Raw genomic sequence first — 26671 nt, forward strand, 5'->3', positions numbered from 1 at the left:
AGCCCGCGCCGCGGCCGCTACGAATGAGAGGTGAGAATGGTGATGGGAGAACCGGAGGTGCAGCGATGAGGAACGGCGTCGTCGTCGACATCGGCGGCAGTGGCACACGGATCGGCGCGGTCGTCGACGGCAACGTCGTCGGCGTTCACGGGGCCGAGGTCGCCACCGCCGAGGACCTCGCCGCAGCGGTCCTCGCCGTCGACGACTCCCCCGCGGGCGTGGGCGTCTCGCTCAACGGCCACGTCGACGCCGACCGGGGCCACGTCGTCTTCTCACGGGCCGCGGCCTGGGCGGAGGGCGAACTGCGCACCGAACTCGTCTCGCTGATCGACGCACCGGTGTCGGTCATCGGCGACGGTGACGCCCACGCCCTGGCTCTGACGCGGCTCCCGGATGTCGAGTTCGGCGGGATCGCCATCTCGCTCGGATCGTCCCTGGCGTTCGGCGCCCTCAACCACCACGGCGCGCTCATCCACCCGTGCGGTCACACCGGCTGGGATCTCGGGCACTGGCGCATCGTCGGGGACGGCACCAACACCGAGGCCTGGTGGGGGCTCGGCGGGCACGGGCTGTACGACCTCGAGCGGGAGCACGGCGACGGTGCCGCCGAGATCTACGCCTACCGACTCGGCTCGTTCCTCGTGGACGCCGTCCAGCTGTTCCGCCCGCAGACCGTCCTGCTCACCGGCGGGATCGTGGTGGGCCTCGGCAAGGCGCTGCACGGTCCGGTCGCCGAGCAGCTGCAGTCGCTGCCGAACTCGGTGTCCACCCCGCGGGTGGTCTACTCACCCTCGCGTGACACCGCCCTGTTCGGGGCGGCCGTGGCCGCGGGGCTCGCCTTCCCCGAGCGGCGCTGAGTTCACGCCCGGGGCCGGTCCCCCGACACCCGGCCGGCCGTTTCTAGTCGAGCAACCCCCGCAGGTCGTCGGCGGTGAGCGCGGCGGAGAAGTGCTCACCGCTGTCCAGGACCGACGCGAACAGTTCCGCCTTGCGGCGCTGCAGCTCGACCACGCGTTCCTCGATGGTGTCGCGGGCGACCATCCGGTATACCAGCACCGGCCGGGTCTGGCCGATGCGGTGCGCCCGGTCGACGGCCTGCGCCTCGGTCGCCGGGTTCCACCACGGGTCCAGCAGGAACACGTAGTCGGCGCCCACGAGGTTCAGCCCCACGCCGCCGGCCTTGAGGCTGAGGCAGAACACCTGGGCACCGCCCTCGGTGAACTCCCCCACTGCGCCGGCGCGGTCGGTGGTCCGGCCGTCGAGGTGGGCCACGGTGATCCCCTCGTCGCGCAGCCTGTCGACCACCGTGTCGAGGTAGGTGGTGAACTGGCTGAACACCAGCGCGCGGTGCCCTTCGGCCACCACCTCCCGCAGCGAGGCGATGAGCTCATCGGTCTTGGCCGAGCCGACCCCGGCGTGGTCCGGGTCGATCAGCGAGGCGTCCAGACACAACCGCCGGAGCACCGTGAGCCCGGCGAGAATGCTGATGCGGTTGGCCTCGAAGTCGTCGAGCAACGCCAGTAGGGATGCCCGCTGCCTGGCCAGTTCCCGCTCGTAGATCCGGCGGTGCGTCGCCGAGAGTTCGATCTCCATCACCGCATCGGTGCGCGGGGGCAGATCGCCGGCCACGAGTTCCTTGCGACGCCTCAGCAGGAACGGTCGCAGCCGCCGCCGCAATCGTTCCAGCGCAGCGGCGTCACCGTACTTCTCGATGGGCGTGCGGTACTGGGACCGGAAGTCCCTGGCGTCGGGCAGGACACTGCGGCACGACAGCGCCGCGACCGCCCACAGCTCCGTGAGGTTGTTCTCCATCGGCGTGCCGGTCACGGCCAGCAGGAAGTCGGCGCGCAGCCCGGCCAGCGCCGCGAAGAGTTTGGAGGTGGGATTCTTGGCCTGCTGGGCCTCGTCGAGGATCACCCCGGCCCAGTCGATGCCGGCGTAGGACTCGGCGTCCAGACGCAGCACGGTCGCGGAGGTCACCACGATGTCGTGCGCGCGGGCGTCCTCGGCGACCGTGGAGGCGGATTTGGCCTCGGTCGCCGATCGTCGCGCCACGCGGAGTGAGGGGACGAACCGGCAGGCCTCGGCCTCCCAGTTGGGCACGACCGACGACGGCGCCACCACCAGGAACGGGCCCGGCGATCCGGCCTCGTCGACCCCGGCCGGTGCGGCGCAGGCCGTCTCGTGCGCGTGGGCGATCAGCGCGAGCGCCTGCACGGTCTTGCCCAGGCCCATGTCGTCGGCGAGGATGCCTCCGATCCGGTGGCGCCACAGCATCGCCAGCCAGTCCAGACCGTGCTGTTGGTACGGCCGCAGGTCGGCCTCGAGCATCGCGGGGACCGGCACGGGGGCGGGCGTGTCGGAGGCCAGTTCGAGCAACGCCTCGGCGCGGCCCGAGGGCGGGGCCAGGTCGTCGGCCAACTCGGCCAGGTCCGCGAGCAGGCCCGCCTGACCCAGGCCGATCCGCACGCCCGTGGAGTTCGGCCCCCTGCCCACCCGGTCGGCCGCGGCCTCCATCGCCTCCTCGAGCAGCACGCGCAGCTCCCCGAACCGTTCGAGGTCCACCGGGACGAGCAGCCCGTCGTCGGTGATGAACTCCTCCTGGCCGGTGACGACCGCCCGGAACACCGCCGCGAACGGCACCGGGCGTCCCTCCACCGTCACCGTGACCGTCAGCCCGAGCCAGTCGATCCCGGACCTGTCGTCCTCGGTCGCCACATGGATCCGCGGTCCCTCGGTGGCCCGCCGGATCTGTGGGACGCCGTCGAGCACCGTCACCCGGATGCCGTCCAGGGCACCGAGCTCCCTGATCCCGTCGGTGAGCACCATCCCGGCATCGCGCCCGGAGACCCGGATGGCGCCCTCCGCGATCGTCCATTCCCAACCCGCGACCTTGACCGTGGCGGCCAGCGTGACAACGGCGGGATCGGCAGGGGCAGGCCTCCGCTCGCCCAGGTCGGCCGCGGTCAGCGGCCGCCGGCGCTCCGCCTCGGAGCCGTCGGACATCCGCATCACGTCGACGCGCTGCCATTGCAGGACCAGCTCGAGGCCCTGCCCCGCAGTGGCCGCCGCACCGGCGCCGCCTGCGCCCGCTCCCGCGAGGGGGCGGATCGTCAGCTCGAGCTCCACGCGGTCGAATTCGGGCAGTTCGAGCCGCCCGACCCGGTCGACCACCGGGAACCGGTCGGCTAGGTCGGGGAGGAAGTCGGCGCAGAACTCCCCGACCGCCTCGTCCGGGATGGTCAGCGTCTGCCAGTCGCGGAGCCGCCGGGCCACGCCGGGGTCGAGACGCCCGACGGGGCAGAGTTCCAGCACGCGGCCCCTGACCAGGGCGACCATGTCCCCGTGCTCCCCCACGAGGGCGCCGGGCAGGGGACGGTCGATGACCTCGTCGTCGTCGCCCTCGTCGTCGCCGTCGTCGCCCGGTTCCGGTTCCACCTCTGCCGCGGCGACCAACACGAGCTCCGCGCCGTCGGGGCTCCACGCCGTCAGTCCCACGCGGCGCGGTGGTCCGGGCACGACCTCCCTCAGGCCGTCACCGGGGACGATCTCGATCTCCGCCTCCGCCGCGGTGGCGATGAGCGGCCACAGCGCCGGGACCTCGGCGTCGCACAGGTCCAGCCACACGCGCGCCTGACGGTGACTCCGCGCGAGGGCGTCGACGGCGCGAAACCAGCCGGCCTGCGCCATCGACAGTGCACCGTCCCAGCCGTAGCGCAGCCGGTCCCACTCCACGCCGGCCGATTTCCAGCGCCCACCGCTGCCCGGCACGACGATCCGGGCCTTGAGGCGGTTGCCCAGCCCGGGACGCAACCCGCCCGAGCCGTCGTCCGGTGCCAGCTCGTCCCGGACCACCGAGAGCTGGAGTCCGACCACCGGGGCCTCGGGCTGCCGAAGCGGGGCGTCGAGCGCGCGCAGCGACTCCTCCGCCTGGCGGCGCCAGGCCGGGACCGACTCGTCGTGGTTCGCCTGCGCTCCCGCGAAGAGCATGAGTGCGGCGGCGTGTTTGCAGTTCAGCGCGACGGGACACGAACACATGCTGCGCAGCGGGCGGGCCGAGCCATCCGCGGCCGGCGCGGTGAGGTGGACGCTCGTGGAGTACCAACCACGGCCGCCCCTGCCTCCGCTGCCCTCGACGTTCGCGGTGAGCCGGTGGGTGCCGGCGTCGTACGCGACGTCGCGGACCCGCGTCGCGTTCGCGTAGGCGCGGGCACGTCCCAGCGCCGCGGAGCCCACGAAGGACGCGACGTGGGATTCGGGAACCCGGGGGATCGATGCCGGCACGCCGCCAGGCTAGAGGACGACGACGACGAGATGCCCGGACACCGGATCCGGTAAGCCGATTCCCTGTGGAGGCGGAACGGGTTGTGGAGAACCGGGTGCGGACAGCGTTTCCGACCGACTATTGACCGTGACCGACCACCGGCCTATCGTGATACCACATGGTTTCATATCGAGCACACGAAGTGGACCACAGTGGGCCGGACTTCAGCGACGACGAGGTGGACCGGATCTTCCGGGCCCTGGCCGACGCGACCCGGCGGGACATCCTCCGGCGCACCCTGGCCGGCGAATCCTCCGTCTCCGAACTCGCGGACCACTACGACATGTCGTTCGCGGCCGTCCGCAAACACGTCAACGTACTGGAGGAGGCGGGGCTGATCACAGACCACCGGATCGGGCGTGAACGCCGGATCCGAGGAGACCTCAGGGCGATCCGCGGGGCGCAACGCCTGCTCGACGCCTACGAGGACATCTGGCGGGGACGCATCGACAGGCTCGACGCCCTCCTCGCCGAGGACTGACCCATCACATCGACAGTATCACGAGAAAAGAGGCAGGCCATGCCTGTGACTTCCGTAGACAGAGACCTCGACCGGCTGACCCTGACCATCACCGCGGAGTTCCCGGTGCCGGTCCGCCGCCTGTGGGACGCGTACGTCGACCCGCGCCAGCTCGAGAAGTTCTGGGGGCCGCCCACCTGGCCGGCCACCTTCACCCGGCACGACGTCTTCCCCGGCGGCCGCTCGGACTACTACATGACCGGCCCGGACGGCACCCGGGCCGGCGGGTACTGGGAATTCCTGTCCGTGGACGAGGGCCGCTCGTTCGAGGTGCTCGACGGCTTCAGCCACGACGACGGCCGCCCGAACACCGATCTGCCCACCACGCGCGCGGTGTTCACCTTCGGCGAGACGGCCACCGGCTCCCGCCTCGAGACCACCACCCACTTCAACAGCGTGGACGAACTCGAGAAGCTCATCGAGATGGGCATCGAGGAGGGCACCCGTGAGGCGATGGGCCAGATCGAGGCCGTGGTCACCGACGACGCCACCTTCGCGGCCGACACCGGCACGCAGTCCCGGTTCCTCGACGACCGGACGGTGCGGTTCTCCCGCATCCTGCGCGGCACGCCGCAACAGGTCTGGGACGCCCACCACGATCCGGAGCTGCTGGACAGGTGGTTCCACGGGCCCGACGGCTGGGCCCTGGTCGACTGCCGCGTCGCCTCGGCGCCCGGTGAGACCACTCGATTCGAGTGGGCCCCCGACGACGGCGTCGAGGGTGAAGCGTTCGCGCTCACCGGGGAGCTCGTCTCGACCGATCCCCCGCACCGCGAGGTGTTCACCGAGACGATGGAGGGGGCCGGCGCGCCCCCGACGCTCAACGAACAGACCCTCACGGCCGTCGAGGGCGGGACCCTCATGACACTCGTCATCACCTACGACAGCGCCGAGCTCCGCGACATGATCCTCGGCACCGGCATGGTCGACGGGATGGAGACCGGATACCGGAGGTTGGAGTCGGAGGTACTCACGCGCACCTGACCGCCGCCCGATCGGCTACGCCCTACCCGCGGTCCTCGAGTGCGGAGGCCCGCGGGTCGGGGTCGGTGGTGGCGGTCCTGTCCGCGAACACCCGCTCGACGGCCAGCACGATCAGCACCACGACGATGCCCGCGGCCACGGCGGCCAGGACCGCCGGCCAGTCGGCGCCGGGGGCCAGGACCTCGGCCTCCTCGGTCTGCCACGGCCACAGCGCACGCAGCGACCCCAGCATCAGGCCGGCCATGGCCACCAGCGTGGGCTTGCGGAAATCCTCGAGCAGGCGGTCGAGGACCTTGACGAACAGGGAGATACCGACGAGCGCGCCCAGCGCGAACACACCGAGGTAGGCGAAGTTCCGGTCGTCGACGGCGCCGAGGGTCGGGGCGTAGAGCCCCATCGCCAGGAGAAGGTACGACCCGGAGACGCCGGGCAGGACCAGTGCGCAGATCGCCACCGCCGCCGCGACGAACACCAACAGGTAGGAGGGGTCGCTGATCGACCCGCTCGGCAACCCGGACAGGACGAACGCGAACGCGGCGCCGAGCACGAAGATCAGGCCCAGCACCCAGTTGCGCCCACCCGGGGTGGCCCGCGCCATCCCCAGCGGCACGGCGACGCTCGCCGCGACCATGCCGAGGAACAGTCCTCGGGCGATCTCGGGACTGCCCTCGACGAACCCCTTCATCACACCGGCCATGGTGAAGACCATCGCGAGCATGCCCAGCGCCAGCGGCAACAGCAGCCACCAGTCGACGTGCCGGAACGCCGCGCGGGTGCGGGCCCGGCGCTCCGGCCCCAGAGCGGCCGAGCGCAGACCGTCCACGACGTGAGCCCCGGAGTCCAGCAAGCGCGGATAGACGCCGGTCACCAGTGCCACCGTGCCACCCGAGACGCCGGGCACGAGCTCGGCCATCCCGATGAGCGCGCCACGGACGACGTTGCCGACCATCCCCAGCGGACCGGGCCGGACCGGCACCGGCGTGCCGGGGTCGAGATCGGCGTCGTCGACCGGGTCATGGATGGACCGGACCGGGTCGTGGTGGTCGCGGGTGGGCCTCGACGAATCGGCAGTCATTCCTCCAGCTTCCCCGAACCGCGCCCCGGGGTCCAAGCGGCTCACCCACGACCCGTCGTGATGACTAGGCTCGGGGGCCAGCGGCGCGTCATCCGGCGACGTGCCCCCGGGTCGGCGCGGGAGGTCGGGACATGCCGATGCACTACCCCCCGCTGTCCGACGGCACCTACCGCTGCGGCGACCCGCCCCGGCCACTGCCATCCCCGGTCCCGGGGCCGGATCCGGACACCCCCGCGACCCCCGGGACACCCGTGGCCCCCGATGGCCGCCCCGGCGACGGCCCACCGCCCGCCGTTGCCCCGGCAGAGGACCGCCCGCGCGGCACCGGCGCGGCCGCGGCGATCATCGGGGTGGCGGCCCTCGTCGTCGTCGTGGCTCTGGGCGTGGTCTTCCTCGGACCAGGATCCGACCCCGGCCGCCGCACCGACCCCTCGCGCGGCCCCTTCCCCCAGGTCCTCCCCCCGGCCGACAGCGCGCCGGGGTCCGGGTCATTCACCGTCGACGGCACGTTCACCGTCGTCTCGACCCCCGCAGAACCCGTCTCGGGCGACCGCACCGGCTGCGATATGCCCATCACACTGTCCGATATCGGCGAGGGCACCACCATCACGCTCATCGAGGGCGGCACCACGCAGATCGGCACCGCCATGCTCGTCTACTCCGGCGGCGACCTGTCCTCGTGCACTTTCACCTTCGAGTTCCCCGACGTCCCCGCCGGTGGCTCGTTCTACATGGTGGAACTGGCCGGCCGCGGCCAACTGACCTACACCGAGGACGAACTGCGCGCGGGGGTCGACATCACCCTGGGCCGGTGAGCCGCCCTGATCAGTGAGCCGCCCTGATCAGTGACCGGGCGGGCGGGTCTCGTGCGCGGATAGGGTGGGGCCAGCGGACGGCGCGAGGACGACGCCCGCGAGAACCACAGCAGCGACGACCAGAGCGACGACGACGAGGACGGAGGCGTGCGACGGTGAGCAACGGCCCCGGACCGGACCATGCCGAGGAACCGTTCCGTGCCTCCGAGCTGGAGCGCCTCGTGGGAGACATCGACCTGGACCCGTTCCTCGGCACGCCCGTCGATCCGTTGGCCGAGCCGCTCGAGCAGCCGGTCCCCGTCGAGGCGCAGACCCCGCCGCTGCTCGCTCTACGCGACCTGCTGGCCGACGAGCGGTTCCCCGCGTTGTTCGCCCGGGCCCTGCGGGTGGCCGACCCCGACTTTCGTGAATTGTTCCCCCGCGACGCCACACCGGTGCTCCGGGACTTCGCGCGGGCGATGCGGTGGGCGTTCGAGACCACCGAGCACGCGCGCGGCGACCGGGACAAGGTGGAGGAGGTGGTCGAGTTCGCCCGCGACCTGGGAGCCGACCACCGCAAGCTCGAACTGACGCCCGGGCATCACCAGCGCTTCGGGGAGGCGCTGGCCCACACTCTGCGCCACCTCGCCGGACGCGGCTGGGACGACCGGCTCGAGACGACCCTGGGCACCGCTTACCGGGTGCTGTCGACCGCGCTGCAGCAGGGCGCCTCCGCCGACGACCGGGGGCCCGCGCGCGTCGGAGCGACCGTGGTGGAGGTCCTCCGGCCGACCCGAGATGTGGTGGTGGTGCGGCTCCTCAGCGACGTGATGGTCGACTACCACCCGGGGCAGTACCTCAGCGTGCTCACGCCCTACGCTCCCGGCGTGTGGCGACGGCTCAGCCCGTCGATCCCGTCGAACCCGGCCGGCCAGATCGAATTCCACATCCGCGACGTACCCGGCGGCGCGCTGAGCGGATCCCTGGTCCGCGGCGTGGGGGTGGGCGACCGCTGGGTGGTCGCCCGCCCGCTCGGACTGCTCGAGGTGGACCGGACCGAGCCGTTCCGCGACGTGCTCATGATCGGCGGCGGGACCGGGATCGCCCCCTTGCGGTGCCTGCTGCTGGACATGATGCGCCACGCCCACAACCCGCGGGTGCACCTGTTCTACGGGGCCCGCTACCCCGGTGACCTCTACGACCTGCCGACCCTGGTCGACCTCGCCGCCACCGCCCCGTGGCTGACCATCCAGCCCGTCTCCGAGTCCGACGAGGACCCCTGGTGGGCCGGCCCCCGGCAGGAACTGCCCCGCACGCTGCACCGACGGCAGTCCGGGACCCTGGTCGAGGCCGTCACGCAGTGGGGATCGTGGGCCGACCGGCAGGTGATCGTCTCGGGCTCGCCCGACATGCTGCGTGCCACGATCCGCGGCCTGGTCGCGGCGGGCACCCCGCGGGAGAACATCAGCTACGACCGCCCCTGAGCGGCGCGGGCCTGCCAGTCGCCGCCGATTCGCCGCCGATCCGCGGTCGATTCGCGGTCGATAAGACAGTTCCGCACACGACGTCCGAGAGCGGACGCGCGGAAGTGTCTTCTCGATGCAGGAACGCCGCGGCGGCCGGGTCAGCGCGCCGATGGGACGGTGTCGGCGCCGTTGTCGGCGCCGGTCGCGCCCTATCCGGCGTCCGCGGCCGCCTCATCGGCCGCGGTGTCGCCATCAGCGGTCTCGCCATCAGCTCCGTCCCCGCCGTCAGCTCCGTCACCGTTGCCGGGCTCGGGCTGGCCCGCCGGCGGGCCGGGGGTCTCGGTGCTGCTCGAGGTGCCCGTCGTGGTGGTGGGACTCGTCGGGCTGGTCGGCGAGGTGCTGGGGCTGGTGATCACGTCGCAGGGCTGGAACACGCGTCGGAACCGGTCGGGAACGCCCAGCTGCTGGAGCTGCTCGCGGCACACCTCCGAGGTGGGTTCGGCCAGGAACGCCCAGGCGTCATCCCGCCACGTGAGCAGCTCGATCTCGCCGTCGTCACGGGTGACCAGCAGGAAGCGCTCGTCGCATTCCCGCACCGTCGTGCCGCTGCCCAGTGCATCGGCCACGAACCCCGGGCGGCAGCGCTCCGCCGGGCTCGGCGGGCCGGTGGTCGTGGGCGTGGTCGGTGGGGTGGTCCGGCTGGTCTGCGAGGTGGTCGTCTGCGTCGTCGTGGTGGGCGCGGCAACCGGGTCCTCGGTCCCGCCGGTCGCCGAGACGAGCCACACCACCAGGGCCGCCACCAACGCCACCGCGAGGAGGATGGCGGCGATCATCCACGGTGTGGACCCGTCGCCGCCGCCCCCGCCGTCGTCCCAGGCGTCGTCGTCATCCGGCGGCGGGACATCACCGGGCGGGGGAACGTCCCCGGTGGGGTGGCCGGGAGCGGGATGACCCGCGGTGGCCGGGTAGCCGGGGTACTGCGACCACGCCGTGCTGCCCTCCCCCGCGCCGACCGGCGGGAGGTGCTCGGTCGGCGGATCGGCGCGCGGATCGGCGGGCGGCAGGTGCTGCGTCGGCGGATCGGCGGCCTGGTTCGGCTCGGTGACGGCGTCGTCGCCCGGCCGCTCGGAGTCTGCGGGCCCCTCGCCCCGGTTCTGGTCGCCCGGCCCGGTCACCGCGGGACCTCCCCGGCCGGGGACTCCGTGACCCGTCCGTTGGCGAGCACCGGGATCACCTTCCGGATGCCGGAGACCTCGTCGTCGTCGACATCCACCACCAACAGTTCCGACCCGGCACCGGCTTCGGCACGCACGGTCCCGTCCGGGCCGACGAGCAGGGAGTGGCCGACGCCGGTGGGGGCACCGGGCTTGACCTCGACGCCCTCGGCCTCGGGATCGGCCTGGCCCACGGCCAGCAGGAACGTGGTCGAGTCCAGCGCGCGGGCCCGCGACAGCAGCCGCCACTGGTCGATCTTGCCCTCGCCGGCGCCCCACGAGGCGCTGCACAGGATGACCCGTGCGCCGTCGTCCGCGAGGGCGCGGTACTGGCCCGGGAAACGGATGTCGTAGCAGACGCTCAGGCCCACCCCGACGCCGTCGACGGACACGACGCGCGTCGCATCGCCCGGCTCGACGGTGTCGGACTCGGCGAACCCGAACGCGTCGAACAGGTGGATCTTGTCGTAACCCAGGTGGACGTCCCCGCCCTGCCCTTTAGCGCCCTGCCCCTCACCGGCGGATCCTCCCCCGGCGTCGCCGGCCGGGCCGGTGACCAGGAGGGTGTTGCGCACGCGGCCGCCCTGCCCGGGCGTGAACATGCCGACGACGACGAGGACACCGTGCTGCCGTGCGCTCTCGGCCACCGCGGTCGCCCACGGGCCGTCGAGGGGTTCGGCGATCTCGTCCAGGCGGCCGGCACCGAACGCCCGCATGGTGGCCTCGGGCAGCACCACGATCCGGGCCCCTTGCGCTGCGGCCCCGGCCACCGACTCGCGGACCAGTCGCAGGTTGTCCTGCGGGTCGCGTCCGGTCAGGATCTGGGCTGCGGCGATGCGCACGGCGTTCCTCCTCGGGGCTCGGGGTGGTCACCTCGCGTGAGATGGGTACACGGTCCGATGGCGCCGTCTCGTCCCGCCGACCCCGTCGAACGCCCTCGACGCTACCGCTGCCAGTTCGGGGGCGGGCTGTCAGCCGTCACCTTGGCCACCGCTCGGGAGAGGAGTTCCTCCGCCGGCCCCTTGGCGTGACGTCGCCGCCAGAGCGAGGCCAGGACGGGGAACGCGATGATCGACGCCGCCAGGAGCGCCCACTTGGCGAGGGTCGTCTCGACCATCCAGGCCATGAGCAGCTCCATCGCCTGCTCGTGTTCGGGTCCCGCGGTGGTCACCGAGGTCATGAGCAACTCCATGAACTCGGTCTTCTGCCAGAAGAACAGCTTCGCGACGACTGCGGCGGTGAGCACGTGGAGGATGTAGATCGTCAGCGGCATCGCCCCCGCCGCCCGCATGGGCGCCGTGAGACGGAGGACGCGCTCGTTCCGGCAGGCGAGGAGGCACATGCCCAGCACCGCCAGCGCCACCCCGAGGGAGCCCATGAGATCGAGCACCCCTCCCGAGTGGGCGTCCGGCGACAGCAGGATGAACTGCCAGTCCGAGACGGGTGCGGCGAGCTCGACCATTCCCAGGTCCGTCACCGCGGGCTGCGGTTCGCCCGACGCGAACTCCTCGATCCCCGGAAGCGAGACGTGCGTCCAGGTGCGCGAGACCACGGCGCCCAGGGCGTAGGCGACGAGCGCCATCGAGGCCCCGGTCGCGGTCACGCGACGCTGCACCACCGGGTCGTGCAGACCCAGGCGCATGACGGCCATGCCCACCAGCCCGTATCCGATCCAGATGAACACCGGATACATGCCGCCCACGAACACCCGGACGATGACGCCGTTGGGCTCCCACACCGAGGTGGGCACCAGGTCCGCCACGAGCACCGAGAGGGTGCCGAGCACCATCGACCCGGCGGCCAGGGCGAACAGCCGCCGGGGCCCCTGTCGCACGAGGAGGGCGAGGGCGATGAAGACGAATCCGTAGACGGTGAGGACCACCGCGATCGCGTACTGCAGCTCCTCGAGGACCACCCCGATCCCGGCGATCACGACGCCGCGGGTCATGAGGTTCAGCCGCAGCCGGGGGACCTCGGCCCCTCCCAGTGTCAGGGGTCTGCGGGAGACGATCGCGACCGAGACGCCGGCGAGCAGGCCGAACAGTGCGGCGGAGCGGCCGTCGAAGACCGCCGCCCACGCACCCGGATTGAGCAGTGACGAGGGCTCCGTGATCTCGAAGGCGTCGCTGACCCACAGGTGGGCGGTCATCATCCCGACGATGGCCAGGAACCGGGCGAGGTCGATGCCGTCGATACGTGGTCGCGGCCGGTCCGTGGCGTGCCCCGGTCGGGCCGCCTCTTCAGTTGTCGTCATGAGAGATCATTTAACTGCAGCCGAGGGGGCGGGTGGGGAGAACCGCGGCGCGTTACCGGTGTTGACGGCGTCCCCGACCCCGGGCGGCGGCCCGCCGCGCGATCGCCGTGCCGCGTTCCCACAGCCACCACGCGCACACCCCCACCGCCAGCGAGGCCGCCCATGACACCCACGGGTGGCCCGCGTCCCGGATCGGCGGGTAGACGAGGAAGTGGGTCAGATAGATGAACAGCGAGGCCGCTGCTAGAGGGGTCACCACCCGCACCACCGGCCGGGGCAACCGGACCGAGGGGATCCAGATCAGCGCGAGGATCCCGGCCACGATCACCACTTCCCGCTCCGGGTGGCCGAACCAACCCGGCACGCACACGAGCGCGACCGCCGAGCAGGCGAGCCGCGCCCACGTCGCGGCCGGGACCGCGCGATGTGGGCCCGGTGCGGACCCCCCGGGCTCGGCCCGCGCCACCGCCCAGCCGAGGCCGAACAACCACAGCACCGCCGGCGCCGAGTACCACACGAGGGGTCCCCCGCCGAGGTCGATGACGGCGAAGCGCACGAGCAGTCCGAGCCCGACCAGCGTGGCGGGCAGCGCGAACGGCCACCGCCTGTCGAGTCTGCTGACCGCGGGGACCGCCATGAGCGCGGCCACGCCGAGCAGGAGATAGACGGTCGCCTCGACGAACCACATCTGCCACGGGTTCCACCAGCGGTCGTCGGACCAGGACCGGGGACCGAGGAAGTGGGTGGCCAGCAGCGGCGAGTACCAGTGATAGCGACTGGTCAGAGGAGTGACGAGCAGCAGCCAGACGACTGCGGGGACCGCGATCCTCCCGGCCGTCGTGAGCACGCCGCGGGCCCGCTGGCGGGCGCTGGTGGAGTGCAGCCGGAAGCGGGCCAGGGAGTAGCCGGTCAGGGCCACCAGGACGTGCGCGCCGCCGTAGACCGCGAACGCCCGGGTGTGCCCGCCGACGATCGTGAGGATGAACAGGGCGCGCAGCACCACCGAGGTGTCGACGCGGGCCCACGCTCTCCAGGGAGTCCAGCGGGAGGCCGCCGGCGGACGCGGTCCGGCCGCCCGGGTGTCGAGTTCACCCAGCGGGCGCAGGTGCCAATCGCGGGGCAGGTCGGGCACCCGCTCCTCGAGCCGGGTCGAGAGGACCACATAGGTGAGGGAGTCCCCGCCCAGGTCGACGAACGTGGCCTCCGGCGGGCACGCGTCGAGTCCGAGCGCGCGGACCACGAGCGAGCTGGGCGGGTCGGTGTCCGACCCGGCGCCGGCCCGGTCGCGACCGGCGACGAGTGCGCGCAGCGCGGCCTGGTCGATCTTGCCGGCGGGGGTACGGGGAGGGTCGACGACGACGAACTGTTCGATCGCCGACGTGGGCAGACCCGAGGCCGACGCGGCGGCGGTGACGAGGGCGTTCGAGCGCTCACGGGACACCACGACCAAGCGGTCGGGCTCACCGACGCACCAGGCGTCGACACCACCGTCCGCGAGGGAGGACTCCACGCGACCCAGGTCGATCCGGTGTCCGAAGATCTTCGTCTCGCGCCCCATCCGCCCGACGATCTCCACGAGACCGTCGGCGGCGATGCGGGCGAGGTCGCCGGTCCGCAGCTCTTCCAGCTCCGGCCCCCGCGCGAGGTCGGCAGACGACCGGGCGTACCCCATCATCACGTTGGGGCCGCGATAGACGAGCTCCCCCGGGTCGTCGGGCCCGGCCCCCTGCGGACGGTCGACGCGGAACGACCCGCCGGGGATCGCGATCCCGATCGCACCCGCCCGGGTCCGCGCGAGTTGCGGTGGGAGGTACCCCATGCGGGCCGTCGCCTCGGTCTGTCCGTACATCACCACGAGTTCGGCGCCCCGCATCTCCAGGTGTGCGGCCAGACGGCGGACCGCGTCCGGCGCCAGCCGGCCACCGGCCTGGGTGAGGTAGCGCAGGTGGGTGAGCCGGTCCAGGTGCTCGAGGCCGGCACGCTCGAGGAGCTCGACCGTGTGCGGTACGGCGGCGAACGTCGTCACCTGCCGGCTCTCGGCCCGGGCCCAGAACGCCGGCGTGGAGACGGAATCGGAGTTGAGCACCACGGACGCGCCGGCCAGCAGATGGCTGTGCAGTACCGACAGGCCGTAGCAGTAGTGCGGCGGCAGGGTGGTGATCGCCCGGTCCCCCGGCACGATGCCGAGGTAGTCCACGATCGAGCGCGCGTTGGCCAGCACGGCCCGGCGGGACTGCCGGACCAGCTTGGGCGCGCCCGTGGAGCCGGAGGTGCTCATGAGCAGGGCCAGGTCGGGGTGCAGTTCGTGCCGCGGCGGCGCCGTGTCCACACCGCCCGGGAGTGGCCGGCCGTCCCCGGCGACCACGTCGGGGTGCCAGGCCGCGAGGAGGTGGTCCGTCGCCGCGCCGTCCGGCGGGAGGAGCAGCACGACGTGCCCGGCCTCGTGGGCGGCGAGGTAGTCCACCAGGAACTCGACGGTGTTCGTCGCCATCAGACCGATCATGCGGCGACCGGTCGTCACGGACGGGTACTCGGCCGCGCGCTCGGCACTCATCCGGGCGAGCTCCGCGTAGGTGTACTCCGCCCGGTCGGTCACCACGGCGACCGCTCCACCGCGCCCGGCCGGCCGGGCGGGCAACCCGAGCGGGGCGTGCCCCTGTTCCATACGCGCGGCGGTCACGCGCCGAACTATATTAGGTGAGGCTTCGCTACGAAAGTCGGGCGGACACGGTCATCGGTCGTCGCTGATGTCGGCGTCCCGCTTGTGCCGGGGCCGCCACACCACGACGGAGGTCGACCGGGGCACGTGGACGAGCTGGCCGCCCATCCGCGCGGAACCGCCGGAACGGCGACGGAGCTCGGCCACTTCCTCGACCAGCTCGGACACACGGCCACGCAGGGCGTCGACCTGGTTGGTCAGTTCGATGATCCGTTTGATGCCGGCGAGGTTGACGCCCTCCTCCTGGCTGAGGCGCTGGACCTCACGGAGCATGGCCACGTCCCGCAGCGAGTAGCGTCGCCCGCCGCCGCTGGTGCGCTCGGGCGTGACGAGCCCCAGCCGGTCGTAGGTGCGCAGGGTCTGGGCGTGCAACCCGGACAGTTCGGCGGCCACGGAGATCACCAGGACGCTGTCGTCGGGTCCCAGCTCCCCGACGTCCCGCCGGGGAGTCATGCCGACCCGGCCCAGCCCGACCGTGGATCGAAGCCGGCGGCGCGCAACGCGTCGTCATAGGCGGCGAGCTCGGCTTCGGCCATCCCGGCGGGGGGCGTGGCCACCCGGAGGGTGACCTTGAGGTCACCGGTTCCGGTCTTGCGTGCGATCCCCCGGCCACGTACCCGCAGGATCTGGCCGTCGCGGGAACCGGCGGGGATCTTGACGGTCACCCGTCCGGTGAGGGTGGGCACCGACACCTGGGCGCCGCGGACCAGCTCCGGGTAGGACACCGGCAGGTCGACGAGCAGGTCGGCCCCGTCCCGGTCGAACACCTGGTCCTTCTGGACGGTGACCGTGACGTACAGGTCGCCCGACGGCGCGCCACGGAAACCCGCCTCACCCTGGCCCGAGAGGCGGATGCGCTGGCCGTCGGAGACGCCGGCCGGGACCTTGACGTTGATGGTGCGGACGCGATCCGTGACCCCGCTGCCCGCGCACTCGGCGCACGGGTCGTCGATCTTGGATCCGGTGCCGCCGCAGTCGGTGCAGGGCTCGGCGAACCCGAACGCACCCTGGGTGCGCTGGGTGACGCCCGCACCGTGGCAGGTCCCACACACCTTGGGGCTGGTCCCCGGCCTCGCGCCACTGCCGTGGCAGATCAGGCAGGGCGAGGCCGAGGAGAGCTTGATCTGGACCGTCTCACCGAGGGCCGCCTCACGGAAGGACAGGGTCAGTGCGGTCTCGACGTCCTGACCCCCGCGCGGGCGCTGCGACCGGCCGCGACCGGCGCCGCCGCCCCCGCCCGGGCGGGCCTGGTTGAACAGGCCGCCGAACAGGTCCGAGAACCCGCCGGCGCCACCCGCGGGCCCGCCGCCACCGAAGAGGTCGTTGATGTCGAAGTCACCGGACGTTGTGTATCTGCCCCCGCCGCCCGGGGCGAAGCCGCTGAACCCGCCGGAGGAGACCTGGGCGCGGAACGCGTCGTACTCCTTGCGTCGGGCGGGGTCACCGATGACGTCGTTCGCCTCGCTGATCCGCTTGAACTTCTCCTCCGCCGCCGCGTTGCCCGGGTTGGAGTCCGGGTGGTTCTCCCGCGCGAGCTTGCGGTAGGCCTTGCGGATCTCGTCCTGGGTGGCGGACTTGGAGACGCCCAGTTCGGCGTAGTAGTCCTTCTCGACCCATTCGCGCTGACTCACCAGACGCCTCCCTTCTGCATAGTCGTAGTCGTTGTCGTAGTCGTCGTCGTTGTGGTGCGGTGTTCCGGTTGTCGCAGTCTCCCAGCCCCGGCGTGGCCGAGGCGGGTCGGCGTGCGGGTGCGACCCGAGGTCGTCTCGGGACGCACCCGCACGCCGGGATGGTGAGGCGCCCGACTCAGCGGACGATCACCATCGCCGTCCGCAGGGTCCGCTCGCCGTGGCGGTAGCCCTTGCGCAGTACCGTGCCCAGCACGGGCTCGGACCCCTCGGACTCGTCCTGCACGGCCTCGTGCAGGGCCGGGTCGAACGCGTCGCCCTCGGCACCGAAGGCCTCGACACCCTGGGCGGTGAGCAGTGCGCGGACCTTGTCGGCGAAGACCTTGAGCGGCCCCTCCGCGAGGTCACCGTGCGCCTCGGCGCGGTCGAGGTCGTCGACGACTCCCAGCAACTCGATCAGGACCGAGCCCTTGGCGGTGTCGATGATCGACTGGCGGTCCCGCTCGACGCGGCGGCGGTAGTTGGCGAACTCCGCCGACACCCGCTGCAGGTCCGCGGTCCGCTCGTCGAGCTGCGCCTGCAGCGCGGCGGTCGGGTCCTCCGTCTGGACGTCACCGGTCGGGGCGCCCCCCGCGTCAGCGGCGTCGGCTGCGGTGCCGTCGCCGGCCGGCGCGGTGCCGTCGTCGACGATCTCGGCCTCGACGGCCTCGGCGGCCTGCTCGGCCTCGTCGTCAGCGCCGGCCCACGCGGCCTTCTCGGAGGCGTCGGTCTGCTCGGGGCGGGTCACTTGGACTCATCCTTCGACTCGTCCTCGTCGACCACCTCGGCGTCGACGACGTCATCGTCGGCCGAGCCCGCGCCCGACGCGTCTCCGGCCTCGGCACCCTCGGCCGCGGAGGCCTCGTAGATGGCCTGGCCGACGGCCTGGGCCTCGGTGTTGACCTTCTCGACCGCGGACTTGATGGCGTCGACGTCCGTGCCCTCGAGGGCCGTCTTGGCGTCGGCGATCGCGGCCTGGAGCGACTCCTTCTTGTCGGCCGGGATCTTGTCCTCGTTCTCCGAGACGAACTTCTCCGTCTGGTAGATCGTGGACTCGGCCTGGTTGCGGGCGTCCGCCTCCTCGCGGCGCTTGTGGTCCTCCTCCGCGTGGGCCTCGGCGTCCTTGATCATCTGGTCGATCTCCTCCTTGGACAGGCCGGAGCCGTCCTGGATGATGATCGTGTTCTCCTTGCCGGTGCCCTTGTCCTTGGCGGTGACGTGGACGATGCCGTTGGCGTCGATGTCGAAGGTGACCTCGATCTGCGGCACGCCGCGCGGCGCGGGAGCGATGCCGGCCAGCTCGAACGAGCCGAGCAGCTTGTTCTGCGCCGCCATCTCGCGCTCGCCCTGGAAGACCTGGATCTGCACGGACGGCTGGTTGTCGTCCGCGGTGGTGAAGGTCTCCGAACGCTTGGTCGGGATGGTGGTGTTGCGCTCGATGAGCTTGGTCATCACGCCACCCTTGGTCTCGATGCCCAGCGACAGCGGGGTCACGTCGAGCAGGAGGACGTCCTTGACCTCACCGCGGAGCACGCCGGCCTGCAGCGCGGCACCCACGGCGACGACCTCGTCGGGGTTGACGCCCTTGTTGGGCTCCTTGCCGCCGGTGAGCTCCTTGACCAGGTCGGTCACGGCGGGCATACGGGTCGAGCCGCCGACCAGCACCACGTGGTCGATGGAGCCGACCGAGATGCCGGCGTCCTTGATCACGGCCTGGAAGGGGTTGCGGCACCGGTCGAGCAGGTCCTGCGTGATCTTCTGGAACTCGGCGCGCGAGAGCGTCTCGTCCAGGAAGAGCGGGTTCTTGTCCGCGTCGACGGTGATGTACGGCAGGTTGATCGAGGTGGACTGTCCGCTGGACAGCTCGATCTTGGCCTTCTCCGCCGCCTCGCGCAGGCGCTGCAGGGCCATCTTGTCCTTGGTCAGGTCGATGCCGTTCTGCGCCTTGAACTTGTCGACGAGCCAGTTGACGATCCGCTGGTCCCAGTCATCGCCACCGAGGTGGTTGTCACCCGAGGTCGCGCGGACCTCCACGACGCCGTCGCCGATGTCGAGCAGGGAGACGTCGAAGGTGCCGCCACCGAGGTCGAAGACCAGGATGGTCTGTTCCTTGTCGCCCTTGTCGAGGCCGTAGGCCAGGGCGGCCGCGGTGGGCTCGTTGACGATCCGCAGGACGTTGAGGCCGGCGATCTGGCCGGCGTCCTTGGTGGCCTGGCGCTGGGCGTCGTTGAAGTAGGCCGGAACGGTGATCACGGCGTCGGTGACGTCCTCACCGAGGTAGGACTCCGCGTCGCGCTTGAGCTTCTGCAGCGTGCGCGCGCTGATCTCCTGCGGGGTGTAGGTCTTGTCGTCGATCGAGTCCGACTTCCAGTCCGTGCCGATGTGGCGCTTGACCGAGCGGATGGTGCGGTCGACGTTGGTGACCGCCTGGTTCTTCGCCGGCTGGCCGACGAGGACCTCGCCGTTCTTGGCGAACGCGACCACCGACGGGGTCGTGCGCGCGCCCTCCGCGTTGGCGATGACGGTCGCGTCGCCGCCCTCGAGGACCGCGACGGCCGAGTTGGTGGTTCCGAGGTCGATACCTACTGCACGTCCCATGGTGTTCTCCTTCTACTGCGTGTACGAATCGCTTCGCGTACGGATGCTCGTTAAGCGGACCCGACTCAAGGCTCGGATCGATGGTTCCACCCTGCCTGCCGGTGGCCCGTCGAGTCAACCCGACTTGAGTCCGGCTCGCTGAGGTTTGTCGACCCTTATAACCGGCACCCCGTCGAATCCATTCCGGCAGTGGCGCAACTCACACACACAATTGAGCCGAGGGGACTCAATGAACGACGAAGAGCGCCCCGGCCACCGCCTCGGGGCGGTGGCGTCCGGGACGCTCTACGGTCGGAGATTCGGGAAGGTGCGACGACGACAAAGGTGCGACGACGACGACGACGCGGCACGCCGCCACCGGGAACGGATCAGATGACACCCTGCGCGAGCATGGCGTCGGCGACCTTGCGGAACGCGGCGATGTTGGCGCCCGCGACCAGGTCACCCGGGACGCCGTACTCCTCGGCGGTCGCGGCGGCGGTGGCGTGGATCGTGGTCATGATCCGGTCGAGCTCGGAGTCCACCCGCTCGAAGTCCCACAGCAGCCGGCCCGCGTTCTGCCGCATCTCGAGACCGCTGGTGGCCACTCCGCCCGCATTGGCGGCCTTCGCGGGTCCGAAGAGGATTCCCCGCTCGTGGATGACCTGCACGGCCTCCTCGGTGCACGGCATGTTGGCACCTTCGGCGATCACCCGGCAACCGTTGTCGGCCAGCAGTCGCGCGGCCTCGCCGTCGAGCTCGTTCTGGGTGGCACAGGGCAGCGCGATGTCGCACTCGACCTCCCACACCGAACGCCCGTCGACGTACTTGCAGTTGCCGCGCTCCTCGGCGTACGCGGTGAGCCGCTCGCGGCGCACGTCCTTGATGTCCGAGAGCAGGTCCAGGTCGAGGCCGTCCTCGTCGACGACGTAGCCCTGGCTGTCGGAGCAGGCCACGACGGTCGCGCCGAGCTGGGCGGCCTTCTTGGCCGCGTAGATCGCGACGTTGCCGGAGCCGGAGACGACCACCCGGGAGCCCTCGAGGCTGTACTCCGTGTCGCGGAGCATCTCGCGGACGAAGTAGACGAGCCCGTAGCCGGTGGCCTCGGTTCGTGCCCACGAGCCGCCGTACCCGACACCCTTACCCGTGATGACTCCGGCCTCGTTACGTCCGGTGACCTTGCGGTACTGGCCGTACAGGTACCCGATCTCGCGGCCGCCCACGCCGATGTCACCGGCGGGCACGTCGAGATCGGCGCCGATGTGATGGGCGAGCTCGGCCATGAACGACTGGCAGAAGCGCATCACCTCGGCGTCACTCTTACCGTGGGGGTCGAAGTCCGATCCGCCCTTGCCGCCGCCCAGGCCGAGGCCGGTGAGGGCGTTCTTGAAGACCTGCTCGAAGCCGAGGAACTTCAGGGTGTCCTCGTCCACCGACTTGTGGAACCGCAGACCACCCTTGTACGGACCCAGGTCGGAGCTGAACTGCACGCGGAACCCGCGCTGGACTTGGACCACGCCCGCGTCGTCGACCCACGGCACGCGGAAGGAGACGACCCGCTCGGGCTCGATGATCCGCTTGAGGATGCCGCCCTCGACGTACTCGGGGTGCTGCCTGACCACGGGCGCCAGGGATTCCAGGACCTCGTGCACTGCCTGGCGGAAGAGGTGCTGTCCGGGATTGCGTCGCACCACGGTGTCAAGGGCGTCGTGGAGTGCGGCGTCGGCATCGGACATGGGACCTCCGGTCGATAAGTCTTTTGGTGAAGACGCGTGCGTCGTTGCCGAAGAGGCAGCCTAGCGGCAGGTCCCCCGAATCTCCGACTCAGCTCCGCTTCATCAATCGCCAGTCAAATCCCACCAATCACACGTGTCACACTGGACTCACTAATCACATCTCCGTAATCTGAGCCGCAACACACCGAACCGCGGCCGGTGGGCCCGTCGCCGACCAGCCGTGCATTCCGGAAGGCCATCATGCGCATCACCTCGAAGTTCGCCGCCGTCGCCGCCGCCGCGGCGCTGGTGGTCACCGCGACCCCCGCCGGGGCGGCGCCCGCTCCCACACCGGGAAACCCGGCTCCCTCCGCCGCCCGACCCGCCGTCGAGCAGCCTCTTCCCGCGCTCGCCGACGCCCTCGCTCCACAGCTCACGTCGCTCGTCGAGGCACTGCGACGTGATCTCGGACTCACTCCCGAGCAGTTCCTGACCCAGGCCGGGATCGGTGAGCGACTCTCCGCGGCACAACCGAGGTGGGAGCAGCAGTTCCGCGAGGCGTTCGGGGGCGTCTGGCTCGACGACGAGGGCACCGGTCTCGTCGGCGTCGTCGCGGGCGCGGCCGGCGAGGACCTGCGCCGCGAGGCCACCCGGGCCGGCTTCACCGTCAAGGACGTCGCCCTCAGCACGAGTGAGCTCGAGGCACGGGAGCGTCAGGTCGTCACGATCATCGAGGGATTCCCCGAGGACCTACGGGAGCTCGTCACCGACGTCCGCGTCGATCCCACCCGCAACACGGTCGTCGTCACCACCCGCGGCGGCGAGGCGGCCCAGCTCGGCAACCTCGACGCCCGCCTGCGCGACCTCGCCGAGATCGACATGATCGAGGCTCCGGACCCGGCGTTCGACACCGCCCCGTTCGGCAGCGAGGGAGGCACCGAGTCCGACGGCGAGCCGACGATGGACGGGCTCGAACCTGCGACGACCCGCACCGGCGCCCGGGCCGGAGCGCCGGAGACACCCGGGAGCGGTGGCGACTCCGGATCGCTCGGCAGCCTGGCCCTGCTCAATGACGCGGGCTTCGTCCCCGAGGGACCGATGCGCACGATCGTCGACCTCCTGGCCGGGCTGACCCCCGGCACCGGGTCGATCATCGACGGGATGATGGGCCAGACCATGGTCGACCCCGCGACCCCGGTTCCCGCCGACCAGCGCCGCGCCATCCAGACGGCCCCGACCCCGGCGGGGCCACTCGTGGGCGGCACCGCCTACCAGGTGGGGGTCCCCGGAGGGATCCTCGAGTGCTCCACCGGGTTCAACGGTGAACTCGACGGCAAGCCCGTCGTCATCACCGCGGCGCACTGCGCCGGCGCCGACGGCACCCGCGCCGCCCTCGCCGACGGCGAGGAGTTCGGCACCATGACCCGCACCAAGCGCGAGAACATCGACACCGCGCTCATCGCGGTCGACGACGAGGTGGCGGACCGGTTCCGTTCCAACCTGGTGGGTACCGGGCCGGACAGCACCCAGGCGATCGTCGGCACCGCGGCTCCGGTCGTCGGCCAGAAGGCCTGCAAGACCGGTTTCCGGACCGGCTTCTCCTGCGGCACGATCTCGCAGGTCGGCACCACCATCGACGTGTCGGGCTCGCGGACCATCGCAGGCGCCTTCACCGTGGACCTGTGCGCGCTCCCCGGGGACAGCGGCGGCGTCGTCTTCTCCGGGGACCGGGCCCTGGGCATCTCGAGCGCGTCCAACGTCGCGGAGTCCGGTACCTGCGCCGATGCCGACGCCGTGGCCCGTGCGGCCGGGATCACCCCGCGCCTGTCCGCCGTCCCGATCGCGGACGTGCTGGCGGCCCACCCCGGGCTGACACTCCGGACCAACTGATCCCCCCTTCCCACGCGGGCCCCGCCTGCCGAGTGGAGTCTGCTCCGGTAAGGGCAGCCTCAACTCGGCAGACGGGGCCCGCGTGGCTTACCTTTGACCTCGACACAGTCGACGGGCGCCCACAGGGTCCTATGAGTGCTCGTGCGTCGAGAAGTGCGACGAAAGGCCGCGAACCATGTCAGGCGTGACCATCACACTCGGGACGATCGGCGTCCTGCTCAGTCTGTTCTGTTGGGCATCCTTCATAGGCGGCGTCACGCGCATGGTGCGCAGCCTGTTCCTGGGACAGAAGGACGGATTCGACCGGCTACGGCCGATCCTGCCCCGGGTGAAGAACGTCATCGTCGAGGTGGGCGCCCACACCCGGATGGCCCGCAAACGTTCGGTGGGCTTCTTCCACTGGTTCGTCATGGTGGGCTTCCTGCTCGGCTCGATCGTCTGGTTCGAGGCCTACATCCAGACGTTCAACCCCCGCGGCGGCTGGCCCTGGTTGTCCGACCAGGCCTGGTACCACGCCGTCGACGAGTTCCTGGGCCTGGGCACCGTCATCGGTATCACCGTGCTGATCATCATCCGCCAGGTCAACCAGCGTCGCGGCCTCAACCGCTTCGTCGGCTCCGACCGTAAGGCTGCCTACTTCGTCGAGACCGTCGTGCTCCTCGAGGGCCTGGGCATGATCTTCGTCAAGGCCGGCAAGCTCTCGCTGCAGGCCGCCGACGGGTACCACTTCCACTGGTCCACCGACTGGGTCACCGGCCCGCTGTCGACGATCCTGCCGGCCAACGAACTCATGGTCTCGGTCTTCGCGCTGATCAAGCTGCTCACCGGCATGATCTGGCTGTACGTCGTGGGCCGCAACATCACGTGGGGCGTCGCCTGGCACCGCTTCTCCGCGTTCTTCAACATCTACTTCAAGCGCGAGGCCGACGGCCGCACCGCGCTGGGCCCCCTCAAGCCGATGACCATGGACGGCGTCGCGCTGACCATGGAGAAGGTCGAGGAACTCACCGAGGCCGACGAGGACTTCGAGCCCAAGCTGGGCGCGGGCGCCATCGAGGACTTCTCGTGGAAGGGCTGGCTGGACTTCTCCACCTGCACCGAGTGTGGCCGCTGCCAGGAGCAGTGTCCCGCGTGGAACACCGGCAAGCCGCTGAGCCCCAAGCTCATGATCATGTCCCTGCGAGACCACGGTGCCGCCAAGGCGCCCTATCTCCTCGCGGGTGGCAAGACCACCATGGGTGAGGAGACCGGCCTGGTCGACGCCGAGGGCAACCCGGACGAGGCCAAGCTCGCCAAGATCCCCGAGGCCGCGCGCCTGGAGGCCCAGCGTCCCCTGGTCGGCCACACCACCGCCGACGTCTCCGACGACCCGATGGCCGCCGGCATCATCGACCCCGAGGCCCTGTGGTCCTGCACCACCTGTGGCGCGTGCGTCGAGCAGTGCCCGGTGGACATCGAGCACGTCGACCACTTCATCGACATGCGCCGCTACCAGGTGCTCATCGAGTCGGAGTTCCCGACCGAGCTCGCGGGCCTGTTCAAGAACCTCGAGAACAAGGGCAACCCCTGGGGCCAGAACAACTCCGGTCGCGACGACTGGATGAACGCCCTCGACTTCGAGATCCCCGTGATCGGCAAGGACATCGAGAACTTCGCTGACACCGAGTACCTGTTCTGGGTGGGCTGTGCCGGTGCCTTCGAGGACCGTGCCAAGAAGACCACCCAGGCCGTCGCCTCCTTGCTGCACACCGCCGGTGTGAAGTTCGCCGTGCTGGGCCAGGGGGAGACCTGTACCGGTGACTCGGCCCGCCGCGCGGGCAACGAGTTCCTGTTCCAGATGCTCGCCCAGCAGAACATCGAGGTCATGAACGACGCGTTCGACGGCGTGCCCGCCGCGCAGCGCAAGGTCGTCGTGACGTGTGCCCACTGCCTCAACGCGCTGAAGAACGAGTACGGCGACTTCGGCGGCGACTACCAGGTCGTCCACCACACGCAGCTCCTCAACCGTCTCGTGCGCGAGAAGCGCCTCGTGCCGGTGGCCCCCATCGACGGCGGCGTCACCTACCACGACCCGTGCTACCTCGGTCGCCACAACCAGGTCTACGAGGCTCCGCGCGAGCTCATGGACGGGTCGGGCGTGACCCTCACGGAGATGCCCCGTCACGGGCAGCGGTCCATGTGCTGTGGCGCCGGTGGCGCGCGCATGTGGATGGAGGAGACGGTCGGCAAGCGGATCAACATCGACCGTGTCGACGAGGCGCTGTCGACCAAGGCCACCAAGATCGCCACGGGCTGCCCCTTCTGCCGCGTGATGCTCTCGGACGGTGCCACCGCCCAGACCGACGGCACCGAGCAGGAGGGCCAGGTCGAGGTCGTGGACGTCGCCCAGCTGCTGCTGGAGTCGGTCTCCCGCGACGGTGGCCTGCCCGAGCCGCGCCAGGCCGAGTGGCTGGAGCAGCCCAAGCGCGAGAAGACGAAGGCGGAGAAGGAAGCCGAGCAGGCCGAGCGCGACGCCGCCGAGGCGGAGACCGCGCAGGCCGCCACGGCCACCGCGCCCGCTGCCCCGGCCGAGGCCGCGCCGGACAACGCCGTCGTCGACAAGGGCGAGGGTGCGGAGGTCGCCGCCGCCGGCTCCGGCGGCGCCGCCAGCGCCGCCGAGGCCGGCCCGTCGGCCGCCGATTCGACCGGCGCACCGAAGTCGGGTGGCCTCAAGCTGGGTGGCGGCGGCAAGGCCCCCGGCGGCCCCAAGGCCCCCGGCGGCCCGAAGGCCCCGGGCGCTCCCAAGGCCCCGGGTGCAGCCAAGGGCGGGGAGTCCGCCACCGAGGCGCAGTCTGCGGTCAAGGACGCCGAACGCACCGAGGAGACCCGCGAGGCCGCCCAGGGTTCCGCTCCGGCCACCACCGGGGCTCCCAAGCCGAGCGCCGGCGCACCGAAGTCGGGCGGCCTCACGCTCGGCGGCGGGGCCAAGGCTCCGGGCGGGGCGAAGGCTCCGGGCACCGCCAAGGCTCCGGGCACGGCCAAGGCAGCGGCCGCCGCGCCGTCCGCGGGCGAGTCCGCCGCCGCGCAGACCGAGACCGCCGATGCCGGGTCCGCCACGGACACCGCACCGGCCGCGCCCGCGAAGCCGGCCGTCGGCCTGGGCCTCAAGGGTGGAGCGAAGGCGCCCGGCGCGCCCAGGGCACCCGGTGCTCCGAAGGCCCCGGCCGCCGCCCCGGCGACCGAGGCCCCGGACAAGGCCGAGCCCGCCGACTCCGCCGCCCAGGCTGAGCCGACCGAGGCAGGGTCGACCGAGGCAGGGTCGACCGAGGCTGAGTCAACGGACGCCGAGCCGACCGACTCCCCGGCGAAGCCCGCATCGAACGGGGCGATCCCCCGTTCGAAGAAGTCGGGAGGGTACGGCCTCTCCCTGGGCTGACGCCCACCGGACGCCACCGCGGCCCGTGATCAGGACTCCTGATCACGGGCCGCGGTC

Annotated in this window: 19 protein-coding genes; 8 read left to right on the forward strand and 11 right to left on the reverse strand. The window is 71.5% G+C overall.

What is annotated here, in order from left to right; genetic code table 11:
• Window positions 1-65: 65 nt before the first annotated feature.
• Window positions 66-857: an ROK family protein gene (locus L8M95_RS07935; RefSeq protein ID WP_260488936.1), complete on the forward strand. Its 792-nt coding sequence runs from the start codon at window positions 66-68 to the stop codon at window positions 855-857.
• Between the two features lie 43 nt (window positions 858-900).
• Here L8M95_RS07935 and L8M95_RS17510 read toward each other — a convergent pair whose 3' ends face one another.
• The gene (locus L8M95_RS17510; RefSeq protein WP_312027451.1) at window positions 901-4284 is read right to left on the reverse strand and encodes a DEAD/DEAH box helicase; all 3384 of its coding nucleotides are present in this window, start codon (window positions 4282-4284) and stop codon (window positions 901-903) included.
• Between the two features lie 158 nt (window positions 4285-4442).
• On the opposite strand from L8M95_RS17510, the gene L8M95_RS07945 reads away from it, so the two are divergent.
• Both L8M95_RS07945 and L8M95_RS07950 read left to right on the forward strand, forming a co-directional pair.
• On the forward strand, window positions 4443-4805 hold the full coding sequence (locus L8M95_RS07945) for a metalloregulator ArsR/SmtB family transcription factor (protein WP_260488937.1): 363 nt from the start codon (window positions 4443-4445) through the stop codon (window positions 4803-4805).
• 39 nt (window positions 4806-4844) lie between these two features.
• The gene (locus L8M95_RS07950; protein WP_260488938.1) at window positions 4845-5828 is read left to right on the forward strand and encodes an SRPBCC family protein; all 984 of its coding nucleotides are present in this window, start codon (window positions 4845-4847) and stop codon (window positions 5826-5828) included.
• Window positions 5829-5850: 22 nt separating this feature from the next.
• On the opposite strand, the gene L8M95_RS07955 is transcribed toward L8M95_RS07950, so the two are convergent.
• On the reverse strand, window positions 5851-6903 hold the full coding sequence (locus L8M95_RS07955; protein ID WP_260488939.1) for a DUF368 domain-containing protein: 1053 nt from the start codon (window positions 6901-6903) through the stop codon (window positions 5851-5853).
• A 131-nt stretch (window positions 6904-7034) separates the two neighbouring features.
• On the opposite strand from L8M95_RS07955, the gene L8M95_RS07960 reads away from it, so the two are divergent.
• Window positions 7035-7718, forward strand: a complete 684-nt coding sequence (locus L8M95_RS07960; protein WP_260488940.1) for a hypothetical protein — start codon at window positions 7035-7037, stop codon at window positions 7716-7718.
• A 155-nt stretch (window positions 7719-7873) separates the two neighbouring features.
• Entirely contained in the window at window positions 7874-9181 is a 1308-nt protein-coding gene (locus tag L8M95_RS07965; RefSeq protein ID WP_260488941.1) for an FAD-binding oxidoreductase, read from the forward strand.
• Between the two features lie 191 nt (window positions 9182-9372).
• Here the strand turns inward: L8M95_RS07965 and L8M95_RS07970 are convergent, their stop codons facing one another.
• The 8 genes from L8M95_RS07970 to dnaK all read right to left on the reverse strand — a co-directional run bounded on the left by L8M95_RS07970 (window position 9373) and on the right by dnaK (window position 19615).
• Window positions 9373-10338, reverse strand: a complete 966-nt coding sequence (locus L8M95_RS07970; protein WP_260488942.1) for a hypothetical protein — start codon at window positions 10336-10338, stop codon at window positions 9373-9375.
• Entirely contained in the window at window positions 10335-11219 is an 885-nt protein-coding gene (locus L8M95_RS07975) for a nitrilase-related carbon-nitrogen hydrolase (RefSeq protein WP_260488943.1), read from the reverse strand. Before L8M95_RS07975 ends, L8M95_RS07970 begins: the two co-directional genes overlap by 4 nt.
• 101 nt (window positions 11220-11320) lie before the next feature.
• On the reverse strand, window positions 11321-12631 hold the full coding sequence (locus L8M95_RS07980; RefSeq protein WP_260488944.1) for a DUF1624 domain-containing protein: 1311 nt from the start codon (window positions 12629-12631) through the stop codon (window positions 11321-11323).
• A gap of 52 nt (window positions 12632-12683) precedes the next feature.
• A complete protein-coding gene (locus tag L8M95_RS07985) occupies window positions 12684-15311 on the reverse strand; it encodes an AMP-binding protein (protein WP_260488945.1) in 2628 nt (875 codons plus the stop codon).
• A 51-nt stretch (window positions 15312-15362) separates the two neighbouring features.
• Entirely contained in the window at window positions 15363-15803 is a 441-nt protein-coding gene (locus L8M95_RS07990; protein WP_260488946.1) for a heat shock protein transcriptional repressor HspR, read from the reverse strand.
• Window positions 15800-16981, reverse strand: a complete 1182-nt coding sequence (dnaJ, locus tag L8M95_RS07995) for a molecular chaperone DnaJ (RefSeq protein ID WP_260488947.1) — start codon at window positions 16979-16981, stop codon at window positions 15800-15802. Before dnaJ ends, L8M95_RS07990 begins: the two co-directional genes overlap by 4 nt.
• Window positions 16982-17156: 175 nt before the next feature.
• Window positions 17157-17765, reverse strand: coding sequence for a nucleotide exchange factor GrpE (gene grpE, locus L8M95_RS08000; protein WP_260488948.1), 609 nt, complete (start codon window positions 17763-17765; stop codon window positions 17157-17159).
• Window positions 17762-19615: a molecular chaperone DnaK gene (dnaK, locus tag L8M95_RS08005; protein ID WP_260488949.1), complete on the reverse strand. Its 1854-nt coding sequence runs from the start codon at window positions 19613-19615 to the stop codon at window positions 17762-17764. The genes grpE and dnaK overlap by 4 nt, the downstream gene beginning before the upstream one ends.
• 229 nt (window positions 19616-19844) lie before the next feature.
• Between dnaK and L8M95_RS08010 the strand changes: the two genes are divergently transcribed.
• Entirely contained in the window at window positions 19845-19991 is a 147-nt protein-coding gene (locus L8M95_RS08010) for a hypothetical protein (protein WP_260488950.1), read from the forward strand.
• On the opposite strand, the gene gdhA is transcribed toward L8M95_RS08010, so the two are convergent.
• Window positions 19984-21330, reverse strand: a complete 1347-nt coding sequence (gene gdhA / locus L8M95_RS08015; RefSeq protein ID WP_260488951.1) for an NADP-specific glutamate dehydrogenase — start codon at window positions 21328-21330, stop codon at window positions 19984-19986. The genes L8M95_RS08010 and gdhA overlap by 8 nt on opposite strands.
• Window positions 21331-21570: 240 nt before the next feature.
• Between gdhA and L8M95_RS08020 the strand changes: the two genes are divergently transcribed.
• Entirely contained in the window at window positions 21571-23199 is a 1629-nt protein-coding gene (locus tag L8M95_RS08020) for a S1 family peptidase (protein WP_260488952.1), read from the forward strand.
• A 175-nt stretch (window positions 23200-23374) separates the two neighbouring features.
• Window positions 23375-26614, forward strand: coding sequence for a (Fe-S)-binding protein (locus L8M95_RS08025; RefSeq protein ID WP_260488953.1), 3240 nt, complete (start codon window positions 23375-23377; stop codon window positions 26612-26614).
• Window positions 26615-26671 lie beyond the last annotated feature (57 nt).

Origin of the sequence: Dietzia sp. B32 (genome assembly GCF_024732245.1) — a bacterium.
In the GTDB taxonomy this organism is placed as follows: Bacteria; Actinomycetota; Actinomycetes; order Mycobacteriales; family Mycobacteriaceae; genus Dietzia.

Excerpts from the sequence above, each read along its gene's own strand:
- L8M95_RS07935 (WP_260488936.1), top strand. The coding sequence starts at position 66 with ATGAGGAACGGCGTCGTCGTCGACATCGGCGGCAGTGGCACACGGATC.
- L8M95_RS07945 (WP_260488937.1), top strand. The coding sequence starts at position 4,443 with ATGGTTTCATATCGAGCACACGAAGTGGACCACAGTGGGCCGGACTTC.
- L8M95_RS07950 (WP_260488938.1), top strand. The coding sequence starts at position 4,845 with ATGCCTGTGACTTCCGTAGACAGAGACCTCGACCGGCTGACCCTGACC.
- L8M95_RS07955 (WP_260488939.1), bottom strand. The coding sequence starts at position 6,903 with ATGACTGCCGATTCGTCGAGGCCCACCCGCGACCACCACGACCCGGTC.
- L8M95_RS07960 (WP_260488940.1), top strand. The coding sequence starts at position 7,035 with ATGCCGATGCACTACCCCCCGCTGTCCGACGGCACCTACCGCTGCGGC.
- L8M95_RS07980 (WP_260488944.1), bottom strand. The coding sequence starts at position 12,631 with ATGACGACAACTGAAGAGGCGGCCCGACCGGGGCACGCCACGGACCGG.
- L8M95_RS07990 (WP_260488946.1), bottom strand. The coding sequence starts at position 15,803 with ATGACTCCCCGGCGGGACGTCGGGGAGCTGGGACCCGACGACAGCGTC.
- dnaK (WP_260488949.1), bottom strand. The coding sequence starts at position 19,615 with ATGGGACGTGCAGTAGGTATCGACCTCGGAACCACCAACTCGGCCGTC.
- L8M95_RS08010 (WP_260488950.1), top strand. The coding sequence starts at position 19,845 with ATGAACGACGAAGAGCGCCCCGGCCACCGCCTCGGGGCGGTGGCGTCC.
- gdhA (WP_260488951.1), bottom strand. The coding sequence starts at position 21,330 with ATGTCCGATGCCGACGCCGCACTCCACGACGCCCTTGACACCGTGGTG.
- L8M95_RS08020 (WP_260488952.1), top strand. The coding sequence starts at position 21,571 with ATGCGCATCACCTCGAAGTTCGCCGCCGTCGCCGCCGCCGCGGCGCTG.
- L8M95_RS08025 (WP_260488953.1), top strand. The coding sequence starts at position 23,375 with ATGTCAGGCGTGACCATCACACTCGGGACGATCGGCGTCCTGCTCAGT.